This window comes from Albibacillus kandeliae (assembly GCF_003116585.1).
GTDB classification, from domain to species: domain Bacteria; phylum Pseudomonadota; class Alphaproteobacteria; order Rhodobacterales; family Rhodobacteraceae; genus Albibacillus; species Albibacillus kandeliae.
In genome coordinates this window covers 751,783-772,320 of record NZ_QEHM01000003.1, presented here as the reverse complement: position 1 = coordinate 772,320, position 20,538 = coordinate 751,783, and the positions used below count along the sequence as shown (strand labels likewise).

Here is a 20,538-nt window from a genome sequence, read left to right as displayed (position 1 = left end):
TCAGGCCGCAACCGACTCGGCCAGCGCATAGACGCGCAGGCGATTGCCGTCCGGATCGGTCGCGACAAAGCTGCGCCCGAAGGGAAGGTCGATCGGTTCCAGCACGATCTTTGCGCCAACCTTGCGCCATTCCTCGCATCGGGCATCGACCTCGCCGCGCATCACCCGCAAGCCCAGCTCGCAAGTGCCAGCCACGCCCTGCGCTGCGGGCTTCACGTCGTCCTTCTGCCAGAAGGCTAGAGTGAGGTCGGGAGAGATGACGAACTGGACATAGATCGGGCTCTCCATCACCGGGTCCTTGCCCAGCAGGCGTTTGTAAATGGACGCAGAGGCGAGGGGATCGGCGACGTAGAAGATGATGTTGTTGCTGTGTTCCATGATATGCTCCTGTGTTGGTCACAGGTGCAACGTGACATCCTATACTGTCAGTTTCTGGCAGTAATGAAGCGATGCCTCAGAAGTATTTTCTGTCCTGACACATGCCGGTCGATAGCCCAGCACCTGGGCGTCAAAACGGACTCTCCAGCAGAAGAACAGGCTCTAGGAGGGGATTCCACGGGCCGCGCGCCATTCGGCCATCAGGACCTGCCGCCGACGGGGGCTGCGCGCATCCAGCACTTCGGCCGAATGGATGCGGTCGGTGCGGAAGTTGCGGAAATCGTCACGCAGCTCGCACCAGCCGACCAGCAGGCGTACCTGGTCGAAGAAGGCAAGCGCGAAAGGCCAGATCACCCGCTCGGTCTCTGTCCCGTCCTCGGTCCGATAGACAAGCCGCACCTTGTGGCCGGTGCGGATCGCCTTGCGCAGGATCGCCGGATCGACGTTGTCTTGCGGGATGGCGGCACCGGGCCCGATGAACAGACCCGACTGCTCCATTTCGCTTGCGAGGTCGGGCGGCACCACTGCCCCGATCCGGGCCAGCGCGCTTTCCGCCGCCTCGCTAAGGCGGGCATCGCCCCGCTTCATCACCCAGCGCGCGCCGAGCACAAGGGTCTCGATCTCCTCGGCGGTGAACATCAGCGGCGGCAACAGGAACCCGGGGCGCAGGACATAGCCCACACCGGGCTCGCCCTCGATATTGGCGCCCTGGGCCTGAAGGCTGGCGATGTCACGGTAGAGCGTGCGGAGGCTCACCCCCATCTCGTCGGCAAGGGCCTGTCCGCTCACCGGGTGGTGGTGTCGGCGCAGCAGGTGCAACAGGTCGAGCAGGCGTTCGGATCGGGACATGCGCCTGCATAGCACGATCTAGTGCCAGAATCTGTCAGCATCGAACGCGCCCGCAAAGTATGAGCCCGCCAGGAAACCTCCCGGCGGGCTCAAAGTCAGACTCTGAAAGGTCCCCTCAGAAACCAGCCTTGATCAGTTCGAACTCGGCGATCATCTTTTCGCGCAGCTCAGCCGGGGTTGGCCCCTGCCACAGGGTGTTTGCCCGCAGCTGGTCGCTGGTGTCGAGGCCGACAGCCGCGAGATCCTCGGCGCTCATCTTGCCCATTTCGACCATGTTGGAGTGGCCATAGCCCCAGGCGTTCACGATGTAATCGGCGGTTTGCGGTTCAAGCCACGCGTTGACGAAGTCATAGAACTTGTCGTCTGAACCCGGCGCGTCCTTGAGGTGGACATATCCGCAGACCCAGCTCGACGCGCCCTCGTCGGTGTCGCGCTTCATGGCGATCGGATATCCTTCGGCGGACATGGTCGAGAAGGTCTCGTTCCAGGCCCATGCGAGGTAGACCTCGCCGCTCTGCATCAGCTGGGCGAGGGAAGACCCCGAATCCCAGTAGGAGCGCACGTTCTGGTGCACCTGCCGCAGAAAGTCCGAGGCGGCCTTGAACTGTTCGTCGGTGGCCGATGCCCAGTCCTTGACGCCGGTTGCAAGGAAGCCCAGCGCATAGGCGTCGTCCACGTTGTCACCGACCGAGACGCGACCGGCGTTCTTGGGGTCGGCAAAGGCCTGCAAAGACTGCACGTCGGCATCGGACAGCAGCTCGGTGTTGTAGGTCACGCCAGTGTTGCCCCAGTCGATCGGGATGAAATAATACTCGCCATCCTTCTGGAAGGCAGGCATGTCACGGAACGCCGGGTCCAGATCTTCCCAGTAGGTGATGCGCGAGGTGTCGAGCGGCTGAAGCAGACCCGCTTCGATCCACTTCGGCACCGACTGGGCACAGGGGTGCGCGGCGTCTGCCTTGAAGCCGGACCGCAGCTTCTGAAAGGCTTCTTCCTCGTCACCGAAGAACGAGAAGGTCGGGCCATCGCCATTCTTCTCGGTGAAGGACTTGTAGAACTCCGGATCCTCGTACCCGGCCCAGTCGAAGACGACGAGCTCGGGATCGGCGGCGCGGACGGCGGTGGCCGTCAGTGCCGTGGCCGCAAGCATGGCGGCAGCGGTCTTGGCAAAGGTCTTCATGGTTCACTCCCAGTTGGTACTTTTGTGTTTACCGACTCACGCCTCGACGTGCGCTGCGGCTCTTTTTTGGAAAGGCTAGGCCCCCGGGGGCCACGCCTCAAGCGTGCAGGAGGTGCTGATCTCATTTGTGAAACGCGCTGCCGCACCTCTGGGCAGCGCGTCCTGTTTGTTTCCCGTCAGCCCAGCTTGCGTGTGACGTTGGCCAGGGCGGTTTCGAGGATGTCGAACATGTCGTCGATCTGCTCCAAGGTGATCACCAGCGGCGGCGAGAAGACCGCCATGTTGATCAGGGGTCTGACCAGCAGCCCGAGCTCTTCGCAGGCTTCGTCGATCATGTTGCCAAGCTCGCGCTCTTCCTCGAGGTTCCGGCCCTTGCCCTCGATACAGCCCAACAGGCCCATGCCGCGCGCATCGCCGACGATGGGGAACTTGCGCAGCTGCTGCAGGCGATCCTGAAAATGCGGTGTTACCTCGCGCACATGCTCGAGGATACGCTCGCGCTCCATGATCTCGATGTTCTTCAGCGCCGCGACGCAGCTGACCGGGTGACCCGAATAGGTGAACCCGTTCGAGAACAGCACCGGTTCGTCGGGGGACGAGCAACGCTCCATCACCCGGTCCGAGATGATGCAGGCCCCGAGCGGCAGGTAGCCCGAGGTCAGCCCCTTGGCGCAGGTGATCATGTCGGGCTGGATGCCGAAGACCTCCTCGGAGCAGAACCAGTGCCCGAGCCGGCCAAAGCCGGTAACCACCTCGTCCGAGATGTAGAGGATGTCATGCTTGCGGCAGAGGTCGAAGGTTCGCTTGTGGTAGCCCGGCGGCGGCACGATGACTCCGCCTGACGACAGGATCGGCTCGGCGATAAAGGCGCCTACGTTTTCGGCCCCGACCTCCTCGATCATCCGTTCGAGGTCGCCGACCTTCTCGTCGCACCAGTCCTCGACGCTCTTGCCGTCCGGGCGGTTGTAGGGATTCACGTCAGGGAGAAAACGGACAAGCCGGCTCTCGGTGTCGAACCGCGTCTTGTCGCGTTCCTTGCCGGTCACCGAATGAGCGAGGTAGGTCGAGCCGTGATAGCCCTTTTCCCGCGCGATCACGATTTTCTTGTTCTTCCGACCCAGCCGGTTGTTCATGAAGTGCATGGTGCGCAGGGCGGTATCCACCGCCGTTGACCCGCCAGTGGTGAAGAAGACGTTGTTCAGATCGCCCGGCGCCATCTCGGCCAGCTTCTTGGCCAGCACTGCCGAGGGTTCGGTGGTGTTGGTAAAGGGCGAGGTATAGGGCAGCTTTCTGACCTGTTCGGCGATTGCATCCGCCATCTCGTCCCGGCCATAGCCGATCTGGACGCACCACATGCCCCCGGGTCCGTCGAGGAACCGTTTGCCGTTGCCGTCCCAGAGGTAGATGCCGTCGGCGGTATCCACCAGCATGTTGTCGTAACCCTGGTAGGCGTCCATCGCCGCCCAGGGGTGGATCTGGTGCAGACGATCCCATTCATGGAGTGTTTCCATGCTGGGTTCGTTACTAAGATCCTGCGCTATCGTATCGTTCACGCTGTTTCCTTTCCCCGCCCTCAGAACGCCCGGGGCGGCGTGGCGCGCGCCCTGTCGTTCCGGAAGAACGGCTTGGTCTGAACCGTGACCGGGACCAATCTCTTGTCCCAACGGCCCTCTTCGTTGACATAGACCTCGGCCCAGAGGTCGTCGGTTTTCTCACCGCCAAACGGCGCCCGCAGCTCGGCCAGCGCGATGTTGCGCTTGGCTGTGGGCGACCAGATGCCGGAGGTCACATGGCCGACCTCCCGGCGTTTGCGGTGATAGATCAATGCATCCTGCGCCGGCTTGAAGCCGCCGATATCGAGCCTGACAAGGTTGTAGCGCGGCCCGGTGTCACGCTGCTTCAGCAGGGCCCGTCGGCCGTTGAAGTGCCCCTTGTCGAAATGGACCAGCCGTTCGAACCCCAACTCGATGGGCGTCCGCCCACGGCCAAGGCGCGAGGCCGTCAGGACCGGCTGAAAGTCTACCTTGGCGGCGACGAAACCCGCTTCGATCCGCACCATGTCGAGCGCGTGCGTCCCGATGGCGCGCATCCCCCACGGTGCGCGTTGGGCCCAGAGCCGATCCCACAGCTTTGTCAGCCGGTCCCAGGGCACCCAGAGTTCATAGCCCAGATCTCCAGTGAACCCGGTGCGCGAGACCCACAGATCCGGCTCTAACTTGACCAGATCAAAGGGTTTCAGGCTCCCGGCGGCTCCCAGTCCGGCCGCCTGCAGCACCGAGAAGGAGGTCGGCCCTTGCAGCGAGAGACCGGCAACCGAATGCGACTCGTCGATCACCTCGACGTCAAAGCCCCATGCCGCATCCAGCAGCCAGCCGTGCATGGATTCCTGGCAGCAGAGTCGGAAGTCATTCTCTGCAAAGCGGAACAGCGTGCCATCGTCGATGACCATGCCTTCCTCGTCGCACCACATGGCATAGGCGACACGCCCCGGTGCGACCTTGCGCAGGTCACGGGTCACCATCCGGTTCAACATGGTTTCCGCATCCGGGCCCGTCACGCGGTACTTGTGCATCGGCGAGACGTCCAGCAGCGTGGACTGGTTGCGGATGGCGAAGTACTCGAACTCCATCGTGTCCAGAACGAGCGGCGATATGTACCCGGCCCAGTTTCCCCATTGCTTGGCCGTACTGATCTGATCCAGCCGCGAGAAGACCGGTGTTTCGATCAGACCGACGGGCACCGCCGCCACGTCGCGGGTTTCGATACGTCCGTCCATCATGCCACCCCGTCCGCCAGAACCTGCGCTGCACTGTTGCGCCCCGGCGCGCCGGTCACGTCGCCGCCCGGATGGGCCGATGCCCCGCAAAGGTACAGCCCCGCGACCCCGAACCGGTAGCGCGCCATGCCCACCGTGGGCCGTGTGGTCAGCATCTGGTCCAGCCCCATCTCGGCGTGGTGCCAGTGGCCGCCGGGCGCACCGGTCATCGCCGAGATGTCTTCCGGCGTCAGCAGGTCCGCCTCCTCGACCAGTGATCCGAACCCCGGTGCAAATCGTTCGATGGTCTCGACCACCGAAGCCGTGAAACTCTCGCGCCGGTCCGTGGTCCAGCTGGTTTCGGGAACATGTCCGGCAATGACCGACAGCGTGGATGGACCCGTCCCATCGGTCAGAACCATCTCTAGAACGGGCTGTTTTGGCAGGTCGCCGTATTTTGCCGGGTTGAAGGACCTCTCCACCCCCGCGACCGAAGGCGCAACCAGCAGTCGAGCCTTGACCTGCGCCGCCGAGAGCCCGGTGAACTCGGGCACCCCGCCCAGGCGCAGGTTCAGCTTGGCCGTGCTACCCTTGGCGCGAAGCTTGCGCGCCCGGCGCACTGCCTCGATGTCGAACTCGGCAATGCCCGCCATCCGCATCGTCTGCATCGGCCCCACGCTCGACAGCACCGCCGAAGCGTCGAGCCGCCCGCCGTCGGACAAAAGAACACCGGCGACCTTGTCGCCCTCGACGATCACCCGGGTCACACCCAATCCGCAGCGCACCTCGGCCCCGGCGCGGCGCGCCCCTTCGGCATAGGCCCCGGCCACCGCGCCCATCCCGCCAGCCGGCAGGAAAACCCCGCCGCCGTGGCGAAGGCGATACATCAGGCTCAGCACCGTGCCGGGCGACCGAGGTCCGGAAAAGGCGCCGCGCACCGCATCCGCCGCCAGCGCCCCCGGCAGCGGGCCGTCCGGCATCTCGTCCAGCAGCAGGTCGTAGGCGTTGGTCAGCAGGATCCGCAGGAACTCCCGCATCTCGGCCTTGCCGAGCCGCTTGACCCCCACCCCGAGCTTTGCCAGCCGCGACAGTTCGCGCAGACCCGCGAGGCTGGTCACGCCCTGTTCGAGTCCGGGCGGCGGCGCCTCTGCCAGTTGGTGCAGAAGGCCAGCGTACCGAACCAGGCGCCGGTAGAGAGTCTGATAAGCCGCGGCGTCCGGGTGCGGCTTACCGGAGGTGAACCGCGCCTCGCCTCGCCGGATCAGGACATGTGCGCCCTCGGGTGACAGCGAAACAGTGTCTATTTCGCGTGTTTCGACTCCGCTGGGCGCTGGATTGTACAGCAGATGCGCCAGCCGGTCGCAGGCCATCCCGCCCACGGCGTCGGACTGTTCCACGACGCAGACGCTCTTGCCGCGCTTTGCCAAGGCTTCGGCCGCTGCGAGCCCGTTGTGGCCCGCCCCGATCACGATGACGTCGAACCGCGCGTTCATGCTGCCTCGGCCGCAACGGCCGCCCCCTTGCCCAGTTTCTTCAGAATTTCACGCGCCGCGTTGGCCCCCGGCGCCGCCATCACCCCGCCGCCCGGATGGGCGGAGGAACCCACGAGGTACATGCCCTCGATCGGCGTGGCGTAGTTCGCGTAGCCCGGCACCGGCCGGTTGAACAGCAACTGGTCGAAGGTGAGTTCCCCCTGGAAGATGTTGCCTTCGGTCAGGCCCACCTCGCGCTCGATGTCTCGGGGGGTGCGTATCTCGGCATGAACGACCTTGCTGCGGATGTCCGGGCAGACCTGTTCGATCTTGTCGAAAACAGTCTCTGCAAAGGCCTTCTTGGCCTCTTCGGTCCAGTTCTCTCCGCTGCAGACGCCGTCTTTCTCCAGCGCGTAGGGCGCGTATTGGACAAAGACGGTCATCATGTGCTTGCCCGGAGGTGCCATCGTAGGGTCGATCTGGCTGGGGATCAGCATGTCGAAGTAGGGGTTGGCCGACCACCGCCCCTCTTTCCAGTCGTCGTAGGCCCGCTCCAGCTCTGCCAGAGACTCCGACGCGTGCAGATCGCCGCGCAGGAAGTTTGCCCCCTTCGGCGCGGCAGGGAAGTCCGGCAAGGCGTCCAGCGCGATGTTCAGCTTGCCGCTGGACCCTCGGATCTTGAACCGTTTGACCGCCCGCGTGAAATCTTCGGGCAGGTCCTTGGCATCGGTATGTTCAAGGAAGGTCCGCTTGACATCCATGTTCGAGGCGACGATTGGCGCGCGGTACTCGTCGCCATTGTCCAGCGCGACACCGATGATCTTGCCGCCCTCCACGAGGAACCGCTCGACCCCGGAGCCGGTGAAGATGGTACCTCCCGCCGCCTCGAAGCAATCGCCCAGCGCCTTCGAGATCGCGCCCATGCCGCCCCGCGCAAAGCCCCAGGCGCCAATGGCCCCGTCGACGTCGCCCATGTAGTGGTGCAGCAGCACATAGGCCGTGCCCGGTGAGTACACACCAAGGCCGGTGCCGATGATCCCCGAACCGGCCAGATGCGCCTTGATCAGGTCGTTCTCGAAGTGCTCGTCCAGAAAGTCGCCGATCGACATGGTCCAGAACCGCAGCGTCTCGGCCAGTTCGCGCGGCCCGAGACCATGCGCGCGCTTTACGAGATACAGCAGTTCCTGCAGGTCATTGATCTTGAACGAGGTCGGATCGGGCGCCGAGCGTAACAGGAAGGGACGGATGAACCGGCACTGTCGGATCACCGTCTGGCTGAACCGGTCGTAGGCATCCACGTCGCGCGGCTCGTGGCGGGCGATTTCGCGGCGCAGGGCGTCGTGGTCGGAGTGGTAGGCGAAGTAATCGCCATTCGCAGTGAATGTCGCACCGCCCTCGTAGGGGATCACCTGCAAACCGAATTTCGGCAGGTCGAGGTCGCGCACGATCTCTCGGCGGAGGAGAGAGCAGACATAGGAACAGTTCGAATAGGTCCAGCCCTCGTGCAGCGAGCGACTGACGGCCGCGCCGCCGATCCAGTCGTTCTTTTCGACCACGAGAACCTTCAGCCCGGCGCGCGCAAGGTAGCATGCCGTCGTCAGTCCGTTGTGCCCTGCCCCCGCGATTATCGCGTCGTATCTGTCGTGCTGCCCCATCGGCGCCTCCTCAGGTTGACCCGAGAGTAGGGAGATCCGATCCACCCGTAAAGTTTTTTGAGCGCTCAAATAAAATATTTCTGCTGACTTGACCTCGAAGATGTGAAAAACACATCGAACAGAGCAAACCCGGGGGTTTCGGATGACCTTCCCGCCCAATGAAATCGAGCGCCCTCGCAAGGAGCGCAAGGAAAACGCCGACAAGCGTCGGCGGCAGGTGCTGGACGCCACCTATCGCTCCATCGTGTCCAACGGGCTGGTCAAGACCACCCTGGCCACCGTGGCACAGCAGGCGGGCCTGTCGCAGGGTGTCGCGGTGTTCTACTTCAAGTCCAAGAACGGGCTGCTGACCGAGGCGCTGCGCGATCTCTATGAGCAGTATCAGAGCCACTGGAGCGCGGCCATCGCCACCGCCGATCCGGATCCCGTTGTCCAGCTGGTCGCGCTGATCCGGGCAGATTTCGACCCGGCGATCTGCAACCGCGAAATTCTCTCGGTCTGGTTCGCCTTCTGGGGCGAGCAGGCATTCGTGCCCCAGTACGGCGAGATCACGCGGGAATACGACGACAACCGGTCCCGCGCAATTCAGAAGATGTGCCAGGATCTGTTGCCGGGCGATCCCGACCGCGCGGCCAACATTGCGGACTGGATCGACACGCTGACCGACGGCTACTGGCAGAATCTCTACCTGTTTCCGGCGAACTACTCCAACGCCAGCGCACTCGAATCCTCGCTCAAGTGCCTTGCCGCCCTTCTGCCCGAATTCGCCGAAAAGCTCGGCCGTCTCTGACGGCGATCAGACCTCTTCGCCCATCTGCGCCAGCACCCATTGGTGAAAACGGTAAATATCGAATTCCTGCGGCATCAGGCGGCCGGCGGTGTAGGCGGGCGAGGCCAGCCCGCGCTGGTTCAGCTCGCAGGCGTCACCGTCTTGCTGCATGACGAGGGTGGCAAAGTCGACCACGTTGGCAAGGTCGAATCCCGGCGCTTCCATCGTCTCGGGCGCAAAGAGCCATTCGGCTCTAAGCCGGGTTTTTTGTGGCCCCAGTGGCTGCAGCGAGACCACGCGCACATAGTCTACATGGGCCACGATGAAGGCACTTGGGTAGCAGGTGACGAAGAAGAACCCGAGCGCCCGCTCCTCGGCGGTCAGCCCCGGGAAATCGGGCCCGCAGGGCGCGCCGGACATGGTCCAGCTGCGTGCGCCCTGTTTCATCGGCGCATGGGCGGCCTGACCTTCGCGCGGAACCCGCTCGGCCTCTGACATGACGCCTTCGCGATAGACCGGGACCATGTCGCAAAGCTCCGGATGGATGCCGGGGCAATGCAGACACTCGTTGTAGTTCTCCCAGAAGATCTTCCAGTTGCAGGCCAGTTCCTTCTCGAACACGTGCCCGGTGACCAGCCGATCCATCGGCCAGTTGTCGAGCGCGGCGAGGCCCATGTCCGGGCTGAGCGGCTCCGGCGTCTCGTCGAGATTGAGGAAGACCATCCCGTTCCATTCGAACAGAGAGACCGGGTAGAGCCCGTGCGCCCCCTTGTCGAAGTCCCGCGTCGGTGTGCCATAGCCCGTCGAGACCAGCCGCCCGTCAGGCGCATAGGCCCAGGCGTGATAGGGGCAGCGGATCAGTTTGCCGATCATCTCGCTCTCGGCGGTGCACAGCGCCGCGCCACGGTGGCGGCAGGTGTTGTGAAAGGCGCTCAGCGCTCCCGCGGTGTCGGCAACGACGATCACCTCCACCCCGCCGACCTGTCGCCGGGTCATCGAACCGGACTCAAAGGCGTCCTTCCGCCCTGCGTAGACCCAGTTCTTGCGCCAGATAGTCGCCATCTCGCGGTCGTACCAACCCTGATCGATGTAGGCGGCCTGCGGCAGCGTTGGCGGGCAATGGTCGAGCAGGGGCGATGGGGTCTGGACGGACATGGGATTTCTCCCCGTTGAGGGTCAGCGATTCGAGAGCCCCGCTTGGGGGTTCCTGAAGAGGCTACGCCCTCTTCTGCTTCGGCCGCAAATATAATTTTATGTGAGCGCTCAAATAATCAACTTGCCCCGGCGACCCGTCCGTTTCCGCGCCGGTGGGGATGAACAGTGTTACCGGCAAAGAAAAACCCCGGGCGCAGATGCGACCCGGGGTCTTGTTGTAACAGGATCTGCGACCTTACCCGCGCGGGATGATCACGATCTCGACGCGGCGGTTCTGGGCGCGGCCCTCGACCGTCAGGTTCGACGCGATGGGCTGGTTCTCGCCCCTGCCGATAGTCACGACCCGGCCCGCCGAGGTGCCAGAGTTGATCAGGATGCTGGCCACAGCGCCGGCCCGACGCTCGGACAGCGACTGGTTATAGGCCGCTTCGCCGGTGTTGTCGGTGTGGCCGATCACCTGGACAGTGGTGTCGGGGTAGTTCTGCAGGCTGCGCGACACCGCCTGAAGATCGGGGTAGAGCGCCGAGGACACGGTCGAGCTGTCCGTCGGGAACAGGATGTCCTGCGGCATGGTCACGATCAGGCGGTCGCCGGTGTTGACGATCTTGATCCGGTCGTCACCCAGCGTCTGGCGCAGTTCGGCTTCCTGCTTGTCGAGATTGTGTCCAATGAGCCCGCCTGCCGCGGCGCCCAGCATCGCGCCTGCGACGGTCGCCTTGGTGTCGCCGCCAGCGATCTGGCCCAGCGCAGCGCCGACCCCCGCGCCGAGCAGAACGCCCTGCTGCTGCTTGCGGTTGGGGTTGTTGGGGTCGTTGATCTGGCCCGGATCGGTACACGCGCCGAGCAGAAAGACGCCACCCAGAGCGGCAATTGCGGTTTTCTTCAAGATCATGGTTTTCCTGCCTTGGTTCAGATCCCGTTGGTTCGGGAGATTGAACGCAGTTAACCACATTTCCGACGGCCACCGCAGCCGGAAACCCATGCAGATAGGCGGATGTTCGCCAAGTTGTGATCGCCTCAGGCGTCGGCGCGCGCCGATTCCCAAGCCAGCATCGCGCGTTTCACGGGCAGGCCCCAATGATAGCCACCCAGCCCGCCGGACTTCCGGAGGGCACGGTGACAGGGGATCAGCCAGCTGACCGGGTTGCGCCCAACCGCACTGCCCACGGCCCTTACCGCGCGGGGGCTGCCGATGGCGCCGGCGATCTCGGAATAGGTGGTGACCTGCCCCGAAGGGATCCGCATCAGAGCCTCCCAGACCTTGATCTGGAACGGGGCACCGATGAGGAACAGCGGGGTATCCTCGAGTTTCCCGGTCCCGGCCCCGAAGGCGTTCAGCACCCACGGGCGCAACATCATCGGGTCCTCGACGAAGCGGGCCTTGGGCCACCGCCCCGTCAGGTCCTCCATCGCCGCCTCCTCGCCAGTCTCCGCGCCAAAGGCGATCCCGCAGATGCCCTTCTCGGTTCCCATCACCAGCGCCGGGCCGAAGGGACTCTCGAACCAGCCCCAGTATACCGTCAGCCCTTCGCCGCCGCGCGCGTAGTCGCCGGGGCTCATCGCCTCCCAGCGCAGGAACATGTCGTGCAACCGACCGCTGCCCGACAGCCCGGTGGCCAGCGCCGTTTCCAACGTGGTGAACCGGTCTTCGAGCAGGGCCTTGGCATGACCGAGCTTGAGGTACTGCTGGTAGCGCTTGGGCGAGACCCCGACCCAGGCCGAGAAAATCCGCTGGAAATGCGCCGAGCTCATGCCCATCTCGCGCGCCAGATCGTCGAGCGGCAGGTTGCCACCGTCGCGGTCGATCAGTTCGATCGCCCGGCGCATGACGCCATAGTGATAATCGCGTTCGCTGACCTGCATGTTCATGGCTCGGGTCTCCTTGTCTCACCAGCCAAGATACGCCCCGGGCGGCGTCACGGCGACCCGGAACTTGCGGGATGGGCCCGGACGCCTGCAGGGCCTTTGGGCATTCACCACGATGCCTTGGCACCCGGGCCGCTTTTCCGTTGCGGGACCGCCCGCCGCACGGCATTAAGGCCGCCGATGGCCAAGCAACTCGGATATCACCGGATCCACGAGATCTTTACGCGTTTTCACGCCGCCGAGCCCGAACCCAAGGGCGAGCTCGACCACGTGAACGCCTATACCCTCGTTGTCGCGGTCGCGCTCTCGGCGCAGGCCACCGATGCGGGCGTGAACAAGGCGACCAAGGAGCTCTTCAAGGTGGCGGACACGCCGCAGAAGATGCTCGACCTGGGCGAAGAGGGTCTGATCGATCATATCAAGACCATCGGCCTGTTCCGCCAGAAGGCCAAGAACGTGATGAAACTGTCGCGGATCCTTGTCGAGGACTACGGCGGCGAGGTGCCCAACTCGCGCGCGGCGCTGCAATCGCTGCCGGGCGTCGGACGCAAGACGGCGAACGTCGTGCTGAACATGTGGTGGCACTACCCGGCGCAGGCGGTCGACACCCATATCTTCCGCTTCGGCAACCGCTCGGGCGTGGCCCCCGGCAAGACCGTCGAAGCGGTCGAACGCGCCATCGAGGACAACATACCGGCGGATTTCCAGCTGCACGCGCATCACTGGATGATCCTGCACGGCCGCTACACCTGCGTCGCGCGCAAGCCGAAATGCCCGGCCTGCCTGATCCGCGACCTCTGCGACTACGAGGAAAAGACCCTATGAAGACCTATGACCTTGTCGGCATCGGCAATGCGATCGTCGATGTCATCACCAAGGCCGATGACAGCTTTCTCGACCATATGGGCATCGAGAAAGGCATCATGCAGCTGGTCGAGCGCGAACGGGCCGAACTGCTCTACGGCGCGATGGAAGGCCGGGTCCAGACCCCGGGCGGGTCGGTCGCCAACACCATCGCGGGCGCCGGTGCGCTGGGTCTGTCCACCGCCTTCATCGGCCGCGTTCACGACGACGCACTCGGGCGCTTCTACGCCAGCGCGATGAACGACAACGGCATCGACTTCGTGAACCCGCCGGTTCCGGGCGGCGAGCTGCCGACCTCGCGCTCGATGATCTTCGTCTCGCCGGATGGCGAACGGTCGATGAACACCTATCTCGGCATCTCGTCGGAACTCAGCTCGGGCGACGTATCGACCGAGGTCGCCGGTCAGGCCAAGATTATGTTCCTCGAGGGCTATCTCTTCGACAAGGACAAGGGCAAGACCGCATTCCTCGAGGCCGCACGTGACTGCCACAAGGGCGGCGGCAAGACCGGCATCGCCATCTCCGATCCCTTCTGCGTGGAACGGCACCGGGCCGACTTTCTCAAGCTCATCGAAAACGACCTCGACTACCTGATCGGCAACGAGGCCGAGATCCGTTCGCTCTTCGAGACCGATGACCTGGAATACGCCCTCGCGAAGACCGCCGAGATCTGCCCGTTGGTGGTCTGCACCCGGTCCGGCGACGGCGTCTCGGTGCTGGCCGAGGGCACCCGGATCGACGTGCCGGTGGAACGCGTTGTACCGGTGGACGCCACCGGCGCGGGGGACCAGTTCGCCGCCGGGTTCCTCTACGGCCTCGCCACCGGGCGCGACCTCGAGACCTGCGCCCGGATCGGCAACGTCTGCGCCCGCGAGGTGATCTCGCACATCGGGCCACGCCCCGAGGCGAACATGCCCGAACTGCTGCGCGACGCCGGGCTGCTGGAGGCATGATACTGCCCGACGGATTCCACGAGGTGCCGCCGGGGCGGGTGGCGACCGTGACCACCTACCTAGAGATGCGCGAGGCCGCGCCGCTGCGCCCGGCCGACCTGCCCGAGGGCTGCACGATCCGGCGGGTCGAACAGCCCGACTCGGTCTGGTACCGGGAATTGTTCACCCGGGTCGGCGGACAGGACTGGCTGTGGTTCTCGCGGCTGGTGATGGAGGTCGCGCAACTCAACGCGATCCTCGCCGACCCGGACGTGCATGTCTACACGCTGGACCGGGACGGCACCGCCATGGGCCTGCTGGAACTCGACTACCGCACCAAGGGGGAATGCGAGCTCGCTTTCTTCGGCGTGGCGCCCGAGATGACGGGCACCACCGCTGGACGCTGCCTGATGAACTTTGCCATCGAGACCGTCTTTGCCCAGCCGATCGAGCGCTTTCACCTACATACCTGCACGCTGGACCATCCGAGGGCGCTGAACTTCTATCGCCGCACCGGCTTTGTTCCGACGCGGCAGGAGGTCGAGGTGTTGCAGGATCCGCGCCTCACCGGCAACCTTCCGATCGACGCCGGGCCGCATATCCCGATCTTCCGCGAGACCTGAGGCACGGGGGCGCTGCCCCCTCTTGGCCCTGCGGGCCAATTCACCCCCGGGATACTTGCATACCCAAAGAAGGGGGATCGTGCGCCTTTGTCGCGGCGCGCAATAGGAGTATACAAGGCGCATTCTTTGCGTTAGAGGACCGGCTTTCGACCTGTCCCGCAGACAGACCGCGATCTCCTCCCAAAGGGTGGCCGTCGCGCGACCACCCAGATCGGTACCCTCATGATCCAGACTCTCTCCGATGCGCTCGCCGAGCGCGGTTACGACACGCTGACCCCCGTCCAGGAAGCGGTCACCGACCCCGCCCTGAGCGGCTCCGACCTGCTGGTGTCGGCCCAGACCGGCTCGGGCAAGACGGTGGGCTTTGGCCTCGCCATCGGCCCGACCATCCTCGACGAGGCCGGACATCTGGGTGCCGCGGGCCTGCCGCTGGCGCTGGTGGTGGCCCCGACGCGTGAACTGGCCTTCCAGGTCAAGCGCGAGCTCGACTGGCTCTATGCACGGGCCGGGGCGCGGGTGACCTCCTGTGTCGGCGGGATGGACATGCGTGACGAACGCCGCGCGCTGGAGCGCGGGGCGCATATCGTCGTGGGCACGCCGGGACGCCTGCGCGACCATATCCAGCGCGGCTCGCTCGACATGAGCGAACTTCGCGCCGTGGTGCTGGACGAGGCCGACGAGATGCTGGACCTCGGGTTCCGCGAGGACCTGGAGTTCATGCTGGGCGAAGCGCCGGAGGACCGGCGCACGCTGCTGTTCTCGGCCACCGTTCCGCCGATGATCGCGAACCTTGCCAAGCAGTACCAACGCGACGCGGTACGGGTGACCACGGTTTCGGAGAAGTCGCAGCACGCCGACATCGCCTACCAGGCACTGCAGGTGGCGCAGCATGACGCCGAGAACGCGATCATCAATGTGCTGCGCTATCACGAGGCGCAGAACGCCATCGTCTTCGCCAACACCCGCGCGGCGGTGAACCGGCTGACCGCCCGCTTTGCCAACCGGGGGTTCCAGGTGGTCTGCCTTTCGGGCGAGCTGAGCCAGCAGGAACGCTCACACGCGCTGCAGGCGATGCGCGACGGACGGGCGCGGGTCTGCGTGGCGACCGACGTGGCGGCGCGCGGCATCGACCTGCCGAACCTCGAACTGGTGATCCATGCCGAACTGCCCTCGAACGTCGAAGGACTGCTGCACCGCTCGGGCCGCACCGGCCGGGCCGGGCGCAAGGGCATCTCGGCGCTGGTGGTGCCGCCGAAGCAGGTGAAGAAGGCCGAACGGCTTCTGAAATGGGCTAAGGTCACCGCCGAATGGACCGCCGCGCCCGGTGCCGACGACATCCTGCGCCGCGACGAGGAACGGCTGCTGGCCAATGCGGTCTGGACCGACGAGATGACCGCGGACGAGGCCGATTTCGCCGCGCGGCTGCTCGAAGCGCAGACTCCCCAGGCCATCGCCGCTGCCTGCCTGCGACTCTACCGGAGTAATCATTCGGCGCCCGAAGAACTGGGCGCGCCCGCGGCGCGGCCCGAACGGGGCGAGCGCCCGGATCGTCCCGAGCGCAAGGACCACGCCGATTTTGGCCCGAGCGCCTGGGTGGCCCTGTCGGTCGGTCGCGGTGACAACGCCGAGGCGCGCTGGCTCCTGCCGCTGCTGCTGCGCGCGGGCGGTCTGGAGAAATCCGACATCGGTGCCATCCGGGTGCAGCAGGACGAAACGTTTGTCGAACTGGCCGAGCCGAGCCTCGAGGGCTTCTGGGCCATGGTCGGTGAGGGTGGCGCGCTGGAGGAAGGCGTGAGCGCCCGCGCGGTCGACGGCGTGCCGGAATTCAGCTCGGATCGCGGCGGGCCGTCCCGTGGTGCCCCCAGAGGGGGCCCGCGCGGCGCTGGCGCGGATCGCAAGCCGCATCGCGGCAAGGGGCCAAAGCCGGAGGGCTTTGGAGCCGACCGCAAACCGGGAGGATGGAAAAGGGACGAGGGCAAGCCTGCGGGCAAGAAGCCCTATGGCGGGGGCGAGGATCGTCGGGATTCCGCGCCCTATGAGAAACCGGCGGACAAACCCTATGGCAAGCCCGAGGGCGCGTCGAAGCCCCGGTCCGACAGTAAGGCCGCGCCAAGGTCGAAACCGGCGCGCGTGGTGCCGGAACATGCCGAGGTCAGCGAACGGCCCCGCCGCCCCGCCGCGAAATACGCCGACCGGGGCGCTGACGCGGTGCCGAAGTGGAAAAAGGCCAAGACCGGTGGCACGGGCAAGAAGGCAGGTGGTGACTTTGGCGGCAAGCGCCCCGCAGGCGGCAAGCCGGCCGGGAAATTCGCGGGGAAACCCGGGGGCAAACCGGCAGGCAAACCTGCGGGTAAGACGGCTACTCGATCCTCGGCCTCGGACACCTCCAAGCGGTTCACTCCGCCCAAGGGCGCCAAGCGCGGCAAGAGCTGATCGTTGACCGCCTGCGCGTGACTCCGCGCGCGGGCGTCTACCGATGCCCCTTCGTCAGCAGCCTGCCTCGCTTGCCAAGCTGGGGCCGCCATGCGAGGTTTTCGGGCGAGGAGTAGCCGAGGAATCCCGATGCAGACCGACAGGCTGGATATGAAAACGCAGCTGCCGCAGGTGACGGGGCACTCGGAGGTGCCGCGCAATCCGGGCATGCCGCTCGACATGGACTGGGTGCGCGCCGTGCAGGCCAATACCTCGGCCATCGAGCGCCGGGCGGCAACGCTGCCGGGGCGGCGGTCGGTAAAGAAGGCCTACCAGGCCGCCTGGCTGCTGAAGGCAATCACCTGCATCGACCTGACCACGCTGTCGGGCGACGACACGGCCGAGCGGGTCCGGCGGCTCTGTGCCAAGGCGCGCCAGCCGGTCGCGCCCGCGCTGCTGGAGACGCTGGGCATGGACGGGCTGACCGTGGGTGCGGTCTGTGTCTATCACGACATGGTCGAAACCGCCGTCGAGGCGCTGAAGGGCTCGGGGATTCCCGTGGCCGCCGTTTCGACCGGCTTTCCCGCCGGTCTCTCGCCCTTCCACCTGCGGATTGCCGAGATCGGGGAGAGCGTCAAGGCCGGGGCCGCCGAGATCGACATCGTGATTTCCCGCCGCCACGTCCTCTCGGGCGACTGGCAGGCGCTCTACGACGAAATGCGCGCCTTTCGAGAGGCCTGTGGCGACGCCCATGTGAAGGCGATCCTCGCCACCGGTGAACTGGGCACGCTGCGGAACGTTGTGCGCGCCTCGCTGGTCTGCATGATGGCAGGCGCCGATTTCATCAAGACCTCGACCGGCAAGGAGAGCGTGAACGCCACCCTTCCCGTCAGCCTCGTCATGATCCGGGCGATCCGCGACTACCATGCCCGCACCGGGATCCGCGTGGGCTACAAACCTGCGGGCGGCATTTCCAAGGCCAAGGACTCGCTGGTCTACCTGTCTCTGATCAAGGAGGAACTGGGCGACCGCTGGCTCTCGCCCGACCTGTTCCGATTTGGTGCCTCCTCGCTGCTGGGCGATATCGAGCGCCAGTTGGAGCACTACGTGACCGGCGCTTATTCGGCCGGGTATCGCCATGCGATGGGCTGAGGCCCGTGGCCTTTGGTGCGACCTGAGTATTTGCAGAAAGATGAAGCCATGAGCGTGAAAGAGATCTTCGACACCATGGACTACGGTACGGCACCCGAGAGCGCGGCGGAGGCACTGGCCTGGCTGGTGGACGCGGGCGACAGGTTCGGACAATTCATCGACGGAGTCTTTACCGAACCCGGCAAGACCTTCGAGGCGCGGAACCCGGCCAATGGCGAGGTCCTGGCCTTTGTCACACAAGCCTCGCAGGGCGATGTGGATGCGGCGGTCAAGGCGGCGCGCCGGGCGCAGGGCAAATGGGAAAAGCTCGGTGGGCCCGGGCGCGCGCGCCATCTCTATGCCATCGCGCGGCTGCTGCAGAAACACGCGCGGCTGTTTGCCGTGCTCGAGTCGCTGGACAACGGCAAACCGATCCGCGAGAGCCGCGACATTGATATCCCGCTGGCGCAGCGGCATTTCTACTATCACGCGGGTATGGCGCAACTGATGGAAGAGGCGCTGCCGGGCCGTGGTGCGCTGGGAGTGTGTGGACAGATCATCCCGTGGAACTTCCCCCTACTGATGCTGGCCTGGAAGGTCGCCCCGGCGCTGGCCATGGGCAATACCGTGGTCCTGAAACCGGCCGAGTATACCTCGCTGACCGCGCTGCTCTTCGCCGATATCTGCCGGCAGGCGGGCCTGCCCAAGGGTGTCGTGAACATCGTGACCGGCGACGGCACGGTAGGCGAGATGATCGTCAATTCCGACGTCGACAAGATCGCCTTCACCGGCTCGACCGAGGTGGGGCGCCGTATCCGCGAGGCCACTGCAGGCTCGGGCAAGTCGCTGACGCTCGAGCTGGGCGGCAAGTCTCCCTACATCGTGTTCGACGACGCCGACCTCGACTCGGCCGTCGAAGGGCTGGTCGATGCCATCTGGTTCAACCAGGGCCAGGTCTGCTGCGCCGGGTCGCGCCTCCTGGTGCAGGAGGGCGTCGCCGAGGTGTTCTTCGACAAGCTGCGCACGCGGATGGACAAACTGCGCATCGGCGATCCTCTGGACAAGTCCATCGACGTGGGCGCGCTGGTGGACCCGGTGCAGTTGAGCCGGGTCAAGGGGCTGGTCGAGGCCAATACCGCCGGGGAAACCCACGTGGCGGACTGCGACCTGCCCGAGAACGGCTGTTACTACCCGCCGACGCTGATCACCGGGCTCGCCCCCTCCGATCCGCTGATGCAGGAGGAGATCTTTGGCCCCGTGCTGGTCTCCTGCACGTTCCGGACTCCCGGCGAGGCCGTGCAACTGGCCAACAACACGCGCTATGGCCTTGCGGCGACGGTCTGGACCGAAAACGTGAACCTCGCGCTCGACATTGCGCCCAAGCTGGCGGCCGGGGTGGTCTGGGTCAACGGCACCAACATGTTCGACGCCGCCGCCGGATTCGGCGGGGTCCGCGAGAGCGGATTCGGACGTGAAGGCGGCTGGGAGGGGCTCACGGCCTACACCCGTCCGCTGGGCAAGGCCAAGCCGCTGGCAAAGGTCGAGCCCTTCACCGGCAGCGAAGGCCCCGTGGACGCCATCGACCGAACCGCCAAGATGTACGTCGGCGGCAAGCAGGCGCGCCCCGACTCGGGCTATTCCACCGCGATCCACGGACGCACTGGCGCACTGCTGGGCCACGTGGGCCAGGGCAGCCGCAAGGACATCCGCAACGCCGTCGAGGCGGCGCAGGCGGCCTCCGGCTGGGCGAAGACCACCGGGCACCTGCGCGCGCAGATCCTGTATTACCTCGCCGAGAACCTCTCGGCCCGCGCCACTGAGTTCGCGGCGCGTATCGACGCGATGACAGGCAAGCGTCAGGGCGCGGGAGAAGTGGAGGCGGCGATCCAACGCCTGTTCACCTATGCCGCATGGGCCGACAAATACGACGGGCAGGTGCATGGCGTACCAATCCGTGGCGTCGCCATCGCGATGAAGGAGCCGGTGGGCGTAATCGGCGCTCTCTGCGCCGACGAGGCACCGCTGCTGGGTCTGGTCTCGGTGATCGCGCCGGCGATGGCCATGGGCAACCGGGTGGTCACCATTGCCTCGGAACCCTTCCCGCTGGCCGCGACCGACTTCTACCAGTTGCTCGACACGTCCGACGTTCCGGGCGGTGTGGTGAACATACTGACCGGCGCGCACGAGGACATGGCCCCGACGCTGGCCGCGCACCTCGACGTCGATGCGGTCTGGTCCTTCTCCTCCTCCGACCTCTCGGCCACGATCGAGAAGGCCTCGGCAGGCAACCTCAAGCGCACCTGGGTCAACAACGGGATGGCGCGCGACTGGTACACCAACGACAGCGCCGAATGGCTGGCACAGGCGACCGAGGTCAAGAACATCTGGGTGCCCTACGGCGAGTGAACAGGGCAGCGGTGGCGCGCTTGGCGGTGCATGACCTTGCCCTGCGTGCCACCTCCGCCCCTTCCATTCGAGGCTGCGATCCCCAGATGTG

General features: G+C 65.5%; 17 protein-coding genes. 7 read left to right on the top strand and 10 right to left on the bottom strand.

All coding sequences use genetic code 11. The features are described from left to right. The 7 genes from DDT93_RS09575 to DDT93_RS09545 form a co-directional block, all read right to left on the bottom strand. Positions 1–378 (bottom strand): VOC family protein, encoded by a 378-nt coding sequence (locus tag DDT93_RS09575; RefSeq protein WP_109465565.1) that lies wholly within the window; start codon positions 376–378, stop codon positions 1–3. Between the two features lie 162 nt (positions 379–540). Continuing rightward, complete coding sequence (locus DDT93_RS09570; RefSeq protein WP_109465564.1) at positions 541–1,227, bottom strand: helix-turn-helix transcriptional regulator; 687 nt, start codon at positions 1,225–1,227, stop codon at positions 541–543. A gap of 115 nt (positions 1,228–1,342) precedes the next feature. Continuing rightward, positions 1,343–2,407 carry an extracellular solute-binding protein gene (locus tag DDT93_RS09565; RefSeq protein ID WP_109465563.1) on the bottom strand — a complete coding sequence of 355 codons (1,065 nt, stop codon included), beginning with the start codon at positions 2,405–2,407 and terminating at the stop codon, positions 1,343–1,345. 176 nt (positions 2,408–2,583) lie between these two features. Next, positions 2,584–3,918, bottom strand: coding sequence for an aminotransferase (locus DDT93_RS09560; RefSeq protein ID WP_109465562.1), 1,335 nt, complete (start codon positions 3,916–3,918; stop codon positions 2,584–2,586). A 62-nt stretch (positions 3,919–3,980) separates the two neighbouring features. Then, a complete protein-coding gene (locus tag DDT93_RS09555; RefSeq protein WP_232825407.1) occupies positions 3,981–5,186 on the bottom strand; it encodes an aminomethyltransferase family protein in 1,206 nt (401 codons plus the stop codon). Beyond that, the gene (locus tag DDT93_RS09550; protein WP_109465561.1) at positions 5,183–6,655 is read right to left on the bottom strand and encodes a phytoene desaturase family protein; all 1,473 of its coding nucleotides are present in this window, start codon (positions 6,653–6,655) and stop codon (positions 5,183–5,185) included. Before DDT93_RS09550 ends, DDT93_RS09555 begins: the two co-directional genes overlap by 4 nt. Continuing rightward, the gene (locus DDT93_RS09545; protein ID WP_109465560.1) at positions 6,652–8,289 is read right to left on the bottom strand and encodes a phytoene desaturase family protein; all 1,638 of its coding nucleotides are present in this window, start codon (positions 8,287–8,289) and stop codon (positions 6,652–6,654) included. Before DDT93_RS09545 ends, DDT93_RS09550 begins: the two co-directional genes overlap by 4 nt. A 142-nt stretch (positions 8,290–8,431) precedes the next feature. Between DDT93_RS09545 and DDT93_RS09540 the strand changes: the two genes are divergently transcribed. Then, positions 8,432–9,079 carry a TetR family transcriptional regulator C-terminal domain-containing protein gene (locus DDT93_RS09540; RefSeq protein ID WP_109465559.1) on the top strand — a complete coding sequence of 216 codons (648 nt, stop codon included), beginning with the start codon at positions 8,432–8,434 and terminating at the stop codon, positions 9,077–9,079. Positions 9,080–9,085: 6 nt separating this feature from the next. Here the strand turns inward: DDT93_RS09540 and DDT93_RS09535 are convergent, their stop codons facing one another. From DDT93_RS09535 to DDT93_RS09525, 3 genes are all read right to left on the bottom strand, one after another. After that, positions 9,086–10,213, bottom strand: coding sequence for an aromatic ring-hydroxylating oxygenase subunit alpha (locus DDT93_RS09535; protein ID WP_109465558.1), 1,128 nt, complete (start codon positions 10,211–10,213; stop codon positions 9,086–9,088). A 235-nt stretch (positions 10,214–10,448) separates the two neighbouring features. After that, a complete protein-coding gene (locus tag DDT93_RS09530) occupies positions 10,449–11,105 on the bottom strand; it encodes an OmpA family protein (RefSeq protein WP_109465557.1) in 657 nt (218 codons plus the stop codon). 125 nt (positions 11,106–11,230) lie between these two features. Beyond that, positions 11,231–12,082, bottom strand: a complete 852-nt coding sequence (locus tag DDT93_RS09525; RefSeq protein WP_109465556.1) for a bifunctional helix-turn-helix domain-containing protein/methylated-DNA--[protein]-cysteine S-methyltransferase — start codon at positions 12,080–12,082, stop codon at positions 11,231–11,233. 177 nt (positions 12,083–12,259) lie between these two features. Between DDT93_RS09525 and nth the strand changes: the two genes are divergently transcribed. The 6 genes from nth (at position 12,260) to DDT93_RS09495 (ending at position 20,447) form a co-directional block, all read left to right on the top strand. Further along, complete coding sequence (gene nth, locus DDT93_RS09520; RefSeq protein ID WP_109465555.1) at positions 12,260–12,904, top strand: endonuclease III; 645 nt, start codon at positions 12,260–12,262, stop codon at positions 12,902–12,904. Next, positions 12,901–13,896: an adenosine kinase gene (locus DDT93_RS09515; protein WP_109465554.1), complete on the top strand. Its 996-nt coding sequence runs from the start codon at positions 12,901–12,903 to the stop codon at positions 13,894–13,896. Before nth ends, DDT93_RS09515 begins: the two co-directional genes overlap by 4 nt. Then, positions 13,893–14,498 (top strand): GNAT family N-acetyltransferase, encoded by a 606-nt coding sequence (locus DDT93_RS09510; protein ID WP_332872692.1) that lies wholly within the window; start codon positions 13,893–13,895, stop codon positions 14,496–14,498. Before DDT93_RS09515 ends, DDT93_RS09510 begins: the two co-directional genes overlap by 4 nt. A gap of 222 nt (positions 14,499–14,720) precedes the next feature. Next, positions 14,721–16,931 carry a DEAD/DEAH box helicase gene (locus DDT93_RS09505; protein WP_109465553.1) on the top strand — a complete coding sequence of 737 codons (2,211 nt, stop codon included), beginning with the start codon at positions 14,721–14,723 and terminating at the stop codon, positions 16,929–16,931. Between the two features lie 129 nt (positions 16,932–17,060). Beyond that, entirely contained in the window at positions 17,061–18,062 is a 1,002-nt protein-coding gene (deoC, locus tag DDT93_RS09500) for a deoxyribose-phosphate aldolase (protein WP_109465552.1), read from the top strand. A gap of 48 nt (positions 18,063–18,110) precedes the next feature. After that, the gene (locus DDT93_RS09495) at positions 18,111–20,447 is read left to right on the top strand and encodes an aldehyde dehydrogenase family protein (protein WP_109465551.1); all 2,337 of its coding nucleotides are present in this window, start codon (positions 18,111–18,113) and stop codon (positions 20,445–20,447) included. Positions 20,448–20,538 lie beyond the last annotated feature (91 nt).